The 11,345-nt window shown below is 64.6% G+C and carries 9 protein-coding genes; 8 read left to right on the top strand and 1 reads right to left on the bottom strand.

Translation table 11 applies throughout. The features are described from left to right. The first annotated feature begins 86 nt into the window (after positions 1-86). The 8 genes from DX905_RS06200 to lpdA all read left to right on the top strand — a co-directional run bounded on the left by DX905_RS06200 (position 87) and on the right by lpdA (position 10,558). On the top strand, positions 87-470 hold the full coding sequence (locus DX905_RS06200) for a hypothetical protein (RefSeq protein WP_116090573.1): 384 nt from the start codon (positions 87-89) through the stop codon (positions 468-470). 91 nt (positions 471-561) lie between these two features. Continuing rightward, positions 562-1,347 (top strand): succinate dehydrogenase iron-sulfur subunit, encoded by a 786-nt coding sequence (locus DX905_RS06195; RefSeq protein ID WP_116090572.1) that lies wholly within the window; start codon positions 562-564, stop codon positions 1,345-1,347. A gap of 131 nt (positions 1,348-1,478) precedes the next feature. Further along, a complete protein-coding gene (gene zapE / locus DX905_RS06190) occupies positions 1,479-2,597 on the top strand; it encodes a cell division protein ZapE (RefSeq protein WP_116090571.1) in 1,119 nt (372 codons plus the stop codon). 163 nt (positions 2,598-2,760) lie between these two features. Next, positions 2,761-3,723, top strand: coding sequence for a malate dehydrogenase (gene mdh / locus DX905_RS06185; RefSeq protein ID WP_116090570.1), 963 nt, complete (start codon positions 2,761-2,763; stop codon positions 3,721-3,723). An 87-nt stretch (positions 3,724-3,810) separates the two neighbouring features. Next, positions 3,811-4,701: a succinate--CoA ligase subunit alpha gene (gene sucD / locus DX905_RS06180; protein WP_116090569.1), complete on the top strand. Its 891-nt coding sequence runs from the start codon at positions 3,811-3,813 to the stop codon at positions 4,699-4,701. 86 nt (positions 4,702-4,787) lie between these two features. Then, complete coding sequence (locus DX905_RS06175) at positions 4,788-7,712, top strand: 2-oxoglutarate dehydrogenase E1 component (protein WP_116090568.1); 2,925 nt, start codon at positions 4,788-4,790, stop codon at positions 7,710-7,712. Positions 7,713-7,721: 9 nt separating this feature from the next. Further along, positions 7,722-9,044, top strand: a complete 1,323-nt coding sequence (gene odhB / locus DX905_RS06170) for a 2-oxoglutarate dehydrogenase complex dihydrolipoyllysine-residue succinyltransferase (RefSeq protein ID WP_116090567.1) — start codon at positions 7,722-7,724, stop codon at positions 9,042-9,044. A 119-nt stretch (positions 9,045-9,163) separates the two neighbouring features. Further along, positions 9,164-10,558: a dihydrolipoyl dehydrogenase gene (lpdA, locus tag DX905_RS06165; protein WP_116090566.1), complete on the top strand. Its 1,395-nt coding sequence runs from the start codon at positions 9,164-9,166 to the stop codon at positions 10,556-10,558. A gap of 67 nt (positions 10,559-10,625) precedes the next feature. Here the strand turns inward: lpdA and DX905_RS06160 are convergent, their stop codons facing one another. Further along, positions 10,626-11,267: a YoaK family protein gene (locus DX905_RS06160; protein ID WP_116090565.1), complete on the bottom strand. Its 642-nt coding sequence runs from the start codon at positions 11,265-11,267 to the stop codon at positions 10,626-10,628. Positions 11,268-11,345: the final 78 nt, after the last annotated feature.

Genomic DNA, 11,345 nt, shown 5'->3' with positions numbered 1-11,345 from the left:
CCGGGCAACCGCGTTGAGCGCGGTAATCGTTTCGGCTATGATAAGTATCGGGTGGTTGGGCCGCCCCGCGATCTGGAGGGGGTTCGATGCCGCGCATTTCCTATGCTTTCTTCACTTTGGCCGCTGTGTGCGGCCTCACCGGTATGGTGTGGGGCATTCTCCTGGGTGCGGCCCAAGACTTCACCACCCATCCGGCGCACGCGCATCTCAATCTGGTCGGCTGGCTCAGCCTCGCGGTAATGGGCGGCTTCTATGCGCTGGATCGCGGCGCCCCGCGGCGGCTCGCCTGGATCAACTTCATCTTTTCGGGCCTCGGCGCCACGATCCTGCCGCTGGGTATCGCGCTCCTCCTGACCGGCCATGACAAGCCGGGCGAGCTGCTCGCGATGATCGGGGGGATCGTCGCGCTGCTCGGCATGGCGACCTTCCTGATCGTCGTGCTTGGCGGATGGCGCCGGGCCAACGGCTAAGCCATTCCCGGCGCACAAATATCGCGCATGCCGGTTAAGGGCTTTCGCACCTGCACACATGGCTTTATCAGCGCCGGCCAAGAGGTAAGACATGGCCGAGTTCGCACTCCCGAAAAATTCCAAGATCACGGGCAAGCCGCGCAAGCATAAGGCGCCGGCGGACGCCAAGCGCGTCCGCAGCTTCAAGGTCTATCGCTACGATCCGGAGGCGGGCGAAAATCCGCGCTACGACACGTTCGAGCTCGATCTCGACCAGACCGGGCCGATGGTGCTCGACGCTCTGCTCAAGATCAAGAACGAGGTCGACGCCTCGCTCACCTTCCGCCGCTCCTGCCGCGAAGGCATTTGCGGGTCCTGCTCGATGAATATCGACGGGCGCAACGGCCTCGCTTGCACCACCGCGATCGAGGATGTGAAGGGCGAGGTGCGGATCACGCCGCTGCCTCATATGGACGTCATCAAGGACCTCGTCCCCGATTTCACCCATTTCTACGCGCAATATGCGTCGATCAAGCCGTGGCTGCAGACGGTCACGCCCGAGCCTTCGGGCAAGGAGCGGCTGCAATCGCCGGAGGATCGTTCGAAGCTCGACGGCCTCTACGAGTGCATCCTCTGCGCCTGCTGCTCGACCGCCTGCCCGAGCTATTGGTGGAACAGCGACAAGTTCCTGGGCCCGGCGATCCTGCTCCAGGCCTATCGCTGGTTGGCCGACAGCCGCGACGAAATGACCGGCGAGCGGCTCGACGAGCTGGAAGATCCCTTCCGCCTCTATCGCTGCCATACGATCATGAACTGCGCCAACGTCTGCCCCAAGGGACTCAACCCCGCGCGCGCCATCGCTGAGATCAAGAAGATGGAAATGGAGCGGCAGCTCTGATCGTCTCCGGCGCGGTCGTGGTTCAGCTTTCTACTGTCCGTTCGCCCTGAGCTTGTCGAAGGGCTGTTCTTTCTTCAGATCAAAGAGAAGTGCAGTGCTTCGACAAGCTCAGCACGAACGGTGGTAGGAGCATGACCACCGTCCTCGCCCGCTACGAGCGGCTTATCGCCGCCGGCGAGCTCAAGCCCGATCCCGACCAGCGCAAGGTCGCGGCGCGCCTCGATCGTTTGGCCCAGGAACTGGAAGCGCAACCCACTAAGGGCAGCGTCCTGTGGCGCATGCTCGGCCGCCAGCCGGAGCCGGTGCGCGGCGTCTATCTGTGGGGCGGGGTCGGCCGCGGCAAATCCATGCTGATGGATCTGCTCTACGAATGCGCGCACGTCCGCCCCAAACGCCGCGTCCATTTCCACGAATTCATGCTCGACGTGCATGATCGGCTGCGCACCGAGCGAGCCAGGGAAGAGGGCGACCCGATCCCGCCCGTCGCCGCCGCCATCGCCACCGAGGCCAAGTTGCTCGCCTTCGACGAGATGGTGATCAACAACACCGCCGACGCCGCCATCATGAGCCGGCTGTTCACCGCAATCCTCGACGCGGGCACCACAATCGTCACCACGTCCAACCGCCCGCCTTCGGATCTCTACAAGGAAGGGCTCAACCGCGACCTGTTCCTTCCATTCATTGCCTTGATCGAGCAGAAGCTTGACGTGATGCCGCTCAACGGGCCGAGCGACTACCGGCTCGATCGGCTCGCCGGTTTCCCCACCTGGTACACGCCGCTCGGCGACTCGGCGACCGAGGCGGTATCCGCCGCCTTCTTCCGGCTGACCGATTATCCGCCTGGTGACCGCATCCACGTCCCGTCGTGCGAACTCAAGGTACCCGGCGCGCGGGTGCTACACGTGCCCAAGGCGCTCAAGGGCGTCGCGGTCTTCTCCTTCAAGCGCCTGTGCGGCGAGCCGCGCGGCGCGCCTGATTATCTGGCGATCGCGCGTGCCTTCCATACCGTCATCATCGTCGGCATTCCCGTGGTGGGCCCCGACCGGCGCGATCAGGCAGCGCGCTTCAAGGTCCTGATCGACGCGCTCTACGAGCATAAGGTCAAGTTGCTCGCGACTGCCGCCGCCGAGCCCCGGGACCTGTACCCCACCGGCGATGGCGCCTTCGAATTCGAACGCACCGTGTCGCGCCTGATCGAGATGCAATCGGCGGATTATCTCGCCGAAGGTCACGGTCTCGCCGCGGATTGACCTCTCCGGGCCAAAATTAATCGCCTGATGCCCGAATCCGGGCGATCTTGAGCCTCTGGACGGTTGAACGCCTTAGGCGATGGGTCTAAGCGGCCCCCGCAGCTCCGCGGTTGCCTCCTTGCGACCGCTCTCACGCGCACTGGATCAGCCTGGAAGGGGTCGCATGGCTCGGAAGAAGATCGCGCTTATTGGCGCGGGCAATATCGGCGGTACCTTGGCGCATCTCGCCGCCAAGAAGGAACTGGGCGACATCGTCCTGTTCGACGTGGTCGAAGGCGTGCCGCAGGGCAAGGCGCTCGACCTCTCGCAATGCGGCCCGGTCGAGGGCTTCGATGCCAAGATTACTGGCTCGAACGATTATGCCGACATTGCCGGCGCGGACGTCATCATCGTCACTGCGGGCGTGGCGCGTAAGCCCGGCATGAGCCGCGACGACCTGCTTGGCATCAACCTCAAGGTGATGAAGGCAGTGGGCGAGGGCATCAAAGCCAACGCGCCGAATGCTTTCGTGATCTGCATCACCAATCCGCTCGACGCGATGGTGTGGGCGCTGCGCGAATTTTCCGGCCTGCCGCATCACATGGTGGTCGGCATGGCGGGCGTGCTCGACTCGGCCCGTTTCAGCCATTTCCTTGCCGAGGAATTCGGCGTGTCGGTCAAGGACGTGAACACCTTCGTGCTCGGCGGCCATGGCGACACGATGGTGCCGGTGGTGGAATATTCGACCGTCAACGGCATCCCGGTTCCCGACCTGATCAAGCTCGGCAAGTCGACGCAGGAGCGGATCGACGCGATCGTCAAGCGCACGCGCGGCGGCGGTGGCGAGATCGTCGCATTGCTCAAGACCGGCTCGGCTTATTATGCCCCGGCGACGAGCGGCATTGCGATGGCCGAAGCCTATCTCAACGATCAGAAGCGCATCCTGCCCTGCGCGGCCTATGTCGATGGCAAATATGGCGTCGACGGCCTGTATGTCGGCGTGCCCGTCATGATCGGCGCCGGCGGCGTGGAAGAGATCGTCGAGATCGCGCTGAACGATGAGGCCAAGGGCAACCTTCAGGTTTCGGTCGACGCGGTAAAGGAATTGCTTGAGGCCTGTAAGGGGATCGACAGCAGCCTCGGTTAACTGTTCTCCGGCGAAAGCCGGGGCCCAGTTCCAACAGTCAGTCTGAGCCCCGGCTTTCGCCGGGGAACCGAAGGAACGAATTTTCGCATGAGCATTCTCGTTAACGCCAACACCAAGGTCATCACCCAGGGGATGACCGGTAAGACCGGTACCTTCCATACGAAGGCCGCGCTGGAATATGGCTCGCAGATGGTCGGCGGCGTTACCCCCGGCAAGGGCGGGACGATCCATGAGGAACTCGGCCTGCCAAACTTCGACACCGTGCTCGAAGCGGTCGAGCAGACCGGTGCCACCGCTTCGGTCGTCTACGTGCCGCCGCCGTTCGCGGCCGATTCGATCCTCGAGGCGATCGATGCCGAAGTTCCGTTGATCGTCTGCATCACCGAGGGCATTCCGGTGCTCGACATGGTGCGCGTCAAGCGTGCGCTGACCGGCTCCAAGTCGCGGCTGATCGGCCCGAACTGCCCGGGGGTGCTGACGCCTAACGAATGCAAGATCGGCATCATGCCGGGCAGCATCTTTTCCAAGGGTTCGGTCGGCGTCGTCTCGCGCTCCGGCACGCTCACCTATGAGGCGGTGTTCCAGACGACCAATGCCGGGCTCGGCCAGTCGACCGCGGTCGGCATCGGCGGCGATCCGGTCAACGGCACCAATTTCATCGACGTGCTGGAACTGTTCCTGGCCGACGACGCGACCCAGTCGATTATCATGATCGGCGAGATCGGCGGATCGGCCGAAGAGGAAGCCGCGCAGTTCCTCAAGGACGAGGCGAAACGCGGCCGCAAGAAGCCGATGGTCGGCTTCATCGCCGGCCGCACCGCGCCTCCGGGTCGCCGCATGGGCCATGCCGGTGCGATCGTGTCGGGCGGCCAGGGCGGCGCCGACAGCAAGATCGCGGCGATGGAAGAAGCGGGCATCCGCGTCGCGGCGTCGCCGTCCGAACTCGGAACGACGCTTTCCGAACTGCTCAAGGGTTGATTAACCGGTTGGTAGCGCTCACCTGATAGGGAGCCCGCCGCGACGGAGCGTTTTATTCCGACGGCGAAGCGAAACAAGGACGTGCGATGGGTATCGAGGGTATCGGCTTTGACGAACTGGAGGGCGTAAGTCCTTCCTTCGCGGAGGCGCTGTACCGGCGATATCGCGCCGATCCGCAGTCGGTCGAACCCGATTGGCGCGATTATTTCAAGGCGCTGGAAGCGACCGTCTCCGGCCCTAGCTGGGCGCGTTCCAATTGGCCGCCCAGTGACACCGATGCGCTGACCGCGGGGCTCGATCCGACCCAGATGGAGGTCGAGGCCAAGGGACCGAAGCGTGGCGCCGGTAAGCCAGATGCCGGCGGTGCGGCTCCCGCTACGGCTGCTCCAGGTCCGGCCGCGCAGCCTGCCGACATTGTGGCCGCCGCGCTCGATTCGATCCGCGCCTCGACGCTCATCCGGACCTATCGCGTACGCGGCCATCTGCTCGCCGATCTCGATCCGCTGGGACTTGTGGCCGAGCAGACCCCCGAAGACCTGAAGCCGGAATATCATGGCTTTACGGAAGCCGACATGGATCGCCCCATCGTGCTCGACGGCACGCTCGGGTTCGAGCGCGCGACCGTGCGCGAGATTATCGCCGTGCTGCGCCGCAATTACTGCGGCAAGGTTGGCCTTGAATATATGCACATCCAGGACGTGGAGGAGCGCACTTTCCTTCAGGACCGGATGGAGGGCAAGGACAAGGAAATCAGCTTCACGCCGGAAGGCAAGAAGGCGATTCTGACCAAGGTCATCGAGGGCGAGCAATGGGAGAAATTCCTGGCCCGCAAATATGTCGGCACCAAGCGCTTCGGCCTCGACGGCGGCGAGAGCATGATCCCCGCGCTGGAGGCGGTGCTGAAATATAGCGGCCAGGCCGGTGTGCAGGAGGTCGTGATCGGCATGGCGCATCGTGGGCGCCTCAACGTGCTGACCAACGTACTCAAGAAGCCGTATCGTGTGCTGTTCCACGAATTTGCCGGCGGCTCGGCCAATCCGGAGGATGTCGGCGGCTCGGGCGACGTCAAATATCATCTCGGCACGTCCGCCGATCGCGAGTTTGACGGTCACCAGATCCATCTCAGCCTCACGCCCAATCCGTCCCACCTCGAGGCGGCCGATCCGGTCGTGCTCGGCAAGTCGCGCGCCAAGCAGACCCAGCTTGAGGATAATGAGCGCGCCAAGGTGCTGCCGATCCTGATCCACGGCGATGCCGCCTTTGCCGGCCAGGGCATCGTCATGGAATGCTTCGGCTTCTCCGGCCTGCGCGGCTACAATACCGGCGGCACCGTCCATTTCGTGATCAACAACCAGGTCGGTTTCACCACCAGCCCGCAATTCGCGCGTTCGTCGCCTTATTGTTCGGACATCGCCAAGATGGTCCAGGCGCCGATCCTGCACGTCAATGGCGACGATCCCGAAGCGGTGACCTTCGCGTGCAAGGTCGCCACCGAATTCCGCGCGCGCTTCAAGCGCGACGTCGTGATCGACATGTGGTGCTATCGCCGCTTCGGCCACAATGAAGGCGACGAGCCCGGCTTCACCCAGCCGTTGATGTACGAAGAGATTCGCAAGCATCCGCCGGTGTCAAAGCTTTATGCCGAGCGCCTCATCGCCCAGGGCCAGATCGACCAGGCCTGGCTCGATAAGGCGGAGGGCGATTTCGTCGCCTATCTCGAAGAAGAATTCGAGGCGGGCAAGACCTACAAGGCCAATAAGGCCGACTGGTTCGAAGGCGAATGGGCCGGTCTGGCCGCGCCCCGCGAAGCTGTGACCGAACGCCGCGCCGCGGCCAGCGGTGTCACCCGCGACGCGTTCGACACGGTCGCCACGAAGCTGACCACCGTCCCCGACGGCCTCGTCGTCCACAAGACGCTTGCGCGCATTCTCGAAGCCAAGCGCGGCATGTTCGACAGCGGCCAGGGCTTCGATTGGGCCACCGCCGAGGCGCTCGCCTTCGGGACGTTGCTGCTCGACGGCTATCCGGTCCGCCTGTCCGGGCAGGATGTCGGCCGCGGCACCTTCAGCCAGCGCCACGCGGTGTGGGTCGACCAGACTGACGGCCACAAATATATTCCGCTGTCGGCACTCGATCGCCGCTTCCAGGTGCTCGACAGCCCGTTGAGCGAGTTCGGCGTGCTCGGCTTCGAATATGGCTATGCCGGCCAGTCGCCCAACACTCTCGTGCTGTGGGAAGCCCAGTTCGGCGACTTCGCCAACGGCGCGCAGGTGATGATCGATCAGTTCATCGCCGCCGGCGAATCCAAGTGGCTGCGCGCCAACGGGCTCGTGATGCTGCTGCCGCATGGCTATGAAGGACAGGGTCCCGAGCATTCGTCGGCACGTCTGGAACGCTATCTGCAGTTGTGCGCCGAGGATAATATCCAGGTCGCCAATTGCACGACGCCCGCCAATTATTTCCACATCCTGCGCCGCCAAATGCTGCGCAAGTTCCGCAAGCCGCTCGTCATCATGACGCCCAAGTCGCTGCTGCGGCACAAGGCGGCGGTTTCCAGCGTGGACGAATTCCTGGGCGACAGCCACTTCCGGCGTATCCTCGGCGACCCCAACGGGCCGGCCGACGAGGCGGTGAAGCGGCTGGTCCTCTGCTCGGGCAAGGTATTCTACGATCTCGCCGAGGCGCGCGACGCGGCTGGGGATACGGCGACGACGATCGTGCGCATCGAACAGCTTTATCCTTTCCCGTCGGACGCGTTGACCGCACGCATCGCGCGGATGCCGCACCTCGAGACGATCGTCTGGGCTCAGGAGGAGCCGAAGAATAACGGCGCCTGGTTCTTCGTCGAATGCCTGATCGAGGAAGCGGCGCGGCTCGCTGGCAAGAGCATCCGGCCGGTCTATGCCGGGCGCAAGGCTTCGGCCTCGACCGCGACCGGGTTCATGAAGAAGCATGCCAGCCAGCAGGTGGCGCTTGTCGCCGAAGCGCTTGGCCACACATCGAAAATATAAGGAAGACTGATGGCGACCGACGTAATCGTCCCGACCCTGGGCGAATCGATCACCGAAGCGACCTTGGGCCAGTGGCTCAAGCAGCCGGGCGAGGCGGTGAAGGCCGACGAGCCGATCGCGAGCCTGGAGACCGACAAGGTCGCGGTCGAGGTCAACGCGCCCGCCGCCGGCGTGCTTGCCGAACTGGTCGCCAGCGAAGGCGATACGGTTGCGGTGGGCGCGGTGATCGCGCGCATCCAGGCGGGCGCCACCGCCGAGACCAGCGCGACGCCTGCGGTCGAGAACCGCACCGCAGTCGGCCAGGCCGAAGCCGCCCAGCCGCCGGAACCGGCGGCAGCGCCCGCTGGCGAGGCAACGCCGGTGGGATACGGCAATCATGACGAGGCGGAAGAAGGCGGTACGGGCGGTCAGACGCTGTCGCCGTCGGTTCGCCGCGCGGTGCTGGAGCACGGGCTCGACCCCTCCAGGATCAAGGGCACGGGCAAGGACGGCCGCCTGACCAAGGACGATGTGCTGCTCGCGGCCCAGAGCACGCCGCCGGCCGCCAGGGCACCGGCACCGGCAGCACCCGCGGCTGCCGCGAGCGCCCCTGCCGCGAGCGTCTCCGCACCGGCACCGTCCACCGCGGGTGGCCGCAAGGAAGAGCGCGTGCGTATGTCGCGCCTGCGCCAGACCGTCGCCAAGCGGCTCAAGGAGGCGCAGAATACCGCCGCGATGCTGACGACGTTCAACGACGTCGACATGACCGAGGTCATCGCCGCGCGCACCAAATATAAGGATCTGTTCGAAAAGAAGCATGGCGTGCGCCTTGGCTTCATGGGATTCTTCGTGAAGGCCGCCTGCCAGGCGCTGCGCGATATCCCGTCGGTCAATGCCTCGATCGAAGGTGAGGAGATCGTCTATCACGATTATGCCGACATCTCGGTCGCGGTATCCGCGCCCAACGGCCTGGTCGTGCCGGTGATCCGCGACGCGCAGGACATGTCGGTCGCAACGATTGAGAAGACGATCGGCGATTTCGGCAAGCGCGCCAAGGACGGCACGCTCAAGATGGACGAGATGAAGGGCGGCACCTTCACCATCTCGAACGGCGGCGTGTTCGGTTCGCTGATGTCGACCCCGATCATCAACCCGCCGCAGTCGGCCGTGCTCGGCTTGCACCGCATTGAGGAGCGCCCCGTGGTGCGTGACGGTCAGGTCGTCGTCCGCCCGATGATGTATCTCGCGCTCAGCTACGACCATCGCCTGATCGACGGCCGCGAGGCGGTGACCTTCCTGGTCGCGCTGAAGAACGCGATCGAGGATCCGACCCGCCTGCTGATCGACCTGTAAGTTTCGACGCGGATACCTACATTCCGTTCGGGCTGAGCTTGTCGACGCCGCGTACTTCTTCCTTGAACGGAACCAAGAAAGTCAGCCCTTCGACAAGCTCGGGGCGAACGGAGTTTTGAATGGCGGACTATGATTTCGACGTCCTGGTGATCGGCTCCGGTCCCGGCGGATACGTCGCGGCAATCCGCGCCGCACAGCTCGGGCTGAAGACCGCCTGCGCCGAAAGCCGCGCGACGCTGGGCGGCACCTGCCTCAATGTCGGCTGTATTCCGTCAAAGGCGCTGCTGCACGCCTCGGAACTCTATGACGAAGCCGCTTCGGGCAAGCTCGCCAAGCTCGGCCTCAAGATCGACGGCATGAGCCTCGATCTCGACGCGATGCACGCCCAGCGCATCGACGCGGTCAAGCAGCTGACCGGCGGCGTCGAATTCCTATTCAAGAAGAACAAGGTCGAATGGCTCAAGGGCCATGCCGCCTTCGAAAGCGCGGACACGGTCAGGATCGGCGATCGTACCGTCCGCGCCAAGAATATCGTCATCGCCACCGGCTCGTCAGTGACCCCGCTGCCAGGTGTCGAGATCGATCAGCAGGTCGTCGTCGATTCGACCGGCGCGCTGGAGCTACCGAAGGTGCCGGGGCATATGGTCGTGATCGGCGGCGGCGTGATCGGGCTGGAGCTCGGCTCGGTCTGGCGCCGCGTCGGTGCGAAGGTCACGGTGGTCGAATTCCTCGATCAGATCCTGCCGGGCATGGATGCCGAGGTCCGCAAGGAATCCAACAAGATCTTCAAGAAGCAAGGTATGGAGCTTCGCCTGTCGACCAAGGTCACCAAGGTCGAGCGCTCCGGCGAGGGCGCGGTCCTGACGGTCGAGCCGTCGGCCGGCGGCACCGCGGAGACGATCGAGGCGGACGTGGTGCTGGTCGCGATCGGCCGCCGCGCCAACACGGATGGGCTTGCGCTCGACAAGGCGGGTCTCGCCGTCAACCAGCGCGGCCAGATCGAGATCGATCACGATTTCGGAACGGCCGTGCCCGGCATCTGGGCGATCGGCGACGTCGTCCCCGGCCCGATGCTTGCGCACAAGGCCGAGGATGAAGGCATCGCCGTCGCCGAGAATATCGCCGGCCTGACCGGCATCGTGAACCACGACGTCATTCCCAGCGTGGTCTACACCACGCCGGAGATTGCGGGCGTCGGCCTGACCGAAGAGCAGGCCAAGGAGCGCGGGCCGGTCAAGGTCGGCAAATTCCCGATGTTGGCCAACAGCCGCGCCAAGACCAATCACGAGCCCGACGGCTTCGTGAAGATCATCGCCGACGCCGAAAGCGATCGCGTGCTCGGCGTATGGATCATTGCCACGCTCGCCGGCACGATGATCGCCCAGGCCGCGCAAGCGATGGAGTTCGGCGCCACCAGCGAGGACATTGCCTATACCTGCCACGCCCATCCGACCCATTCGGAAGCGATCAAGGAAGCGGCGATGGCGGTCACTGGCAAGCCGATCCACATTTAGGCAGCGGCAAAGCGTCCCAGCTCGATGCAGCGTGATCGGCAGCGGCCGGTTACAGCATGGCGCCGCTTCAGCGAATCCTGACCAGCCGCGCGACCGTTGCCGTCATGACCGCGCAAATGCCGGCTGCGATCCACAGCGCGTTCAGACCCGTCAGCAGGAAGATGCCTGTGCCCACTAGCGCGCCCGCGATGAAGCCGAGCCATAGCAGCAGATAAGACGGCCATCCCCGGCCATCGCCCCCGACCAGCGCCAACGCCGCGCGCTGGGCAAAGCGGACCAGCGTGCCGGTCATGTAGGTGACGCCGATGGTGACCTCGCCGTCCCGCTGGAAAACGCCATTCTCTGCCCCCATGGCTACGGCGGTCAGCAGCAGCGCTGCCTGATCGAATTGCAGCATGTGGCACAGGGCGGCGGCAGTCAGCAGCAATGTCACCGCCGCCAGCACCGCGGGCTTGCGCTGAAACGGCACGGCGTGGGCGACGAGTGTGCCCGCCATCACGCCGGCGATGAAGGCGATTATCAGCGTTGCGGCGCGCCAGGCCGGCGCAGGGTCAACCGATCCGATCGCCACCGCCAAATGCGTTGTGTTGCCGCTCATGAAGGAGACAAAGAAGCCGCCCATGCTGAGGAAACCGAGCGCATCCACAAAGCCCGCCAGCGCGGCGAGGCAGAGAGCGACGGCGATGAGCGGTCGATCGTAACGATGCATCGCTGCAACCTACCGCTCTGCGGCGCGGGGGGAAGGGCTTTGGCAACCGAACCGGCTTCCGGGCGTATATTGCGGCAG

It is taken from the genome of Sphingomonas crusticola (assembly GCF_003391115.1).
Classification (GTDB): Bacteria; Pseudomonadota; Alphaproteobacteria; order Sphingomonadales; family Sphingomonadaceae; genus Sphingomonas_I; species Sphingomonas_I crusticola.
This window is presented reverse-complemented; position numbering and strand designations above follow the sequence as displayed.

Coding starts and splice junctions, on each gene's coding strand:
- DX905_RS06195 (WP_116090572.1), top strand. CDS start 562: ATGGCCGAGTTCGCACTCCCGAAAAATTCCAAGATCACGGGCAAGCCG.
- DX905_RS06160 (WP_116090565.1), bottom strand. CDS start 11,267: ATGCATCGTTACGATCGACCGCTCATCGCCGTCGCTCTCTGCCTCGCC.
- sucD (WP_116090569.1), top strand. CDS start 3,811: ATGAGCATTCTCGTTAACGCCAACACCAAGGTCATCACCCAGGGGATG.
- DX905_RS06175 (WP_116090568.1), top strand. CDS start 4,788: ATGGGTATCGAGGGTATCGGCTTTGACGAACTGGAGGGCGTAAGTCCT.
- odhB (WP_116090567.1), top strand. CDS start 7,722: ATGGCGACCGACGTAATCGTCCCGACCCTGGGCGAATCGATCACCGAA.
- mdh (WP_116090570.1), top strand. CDS start 2,761: ATGGCTCGGAAGAAGATCGCGCTTATTGGCGCGGGCAATATCGGCGGT.
- zapE (WP_116090571.1), top strand. CDS start 1,479: ATGACCACCGTCCTCGCCCGCTACGAGCGGCTTATCGCCGCCGGCGAG.
- DX905_RS06200 (WP_116090573.1), top strand. CDS start 87: ATGCCGCGCATTTCCTATGCTTTCTTCACTTTGGCCGCTGTGTGCGGC.
- lpdA (WP_116090566.1), top strand. CDS start 9,164: ATGGCGGACTATGATTTCGACGTCCTGGTGATCGGCTCCGGTCCCGGC.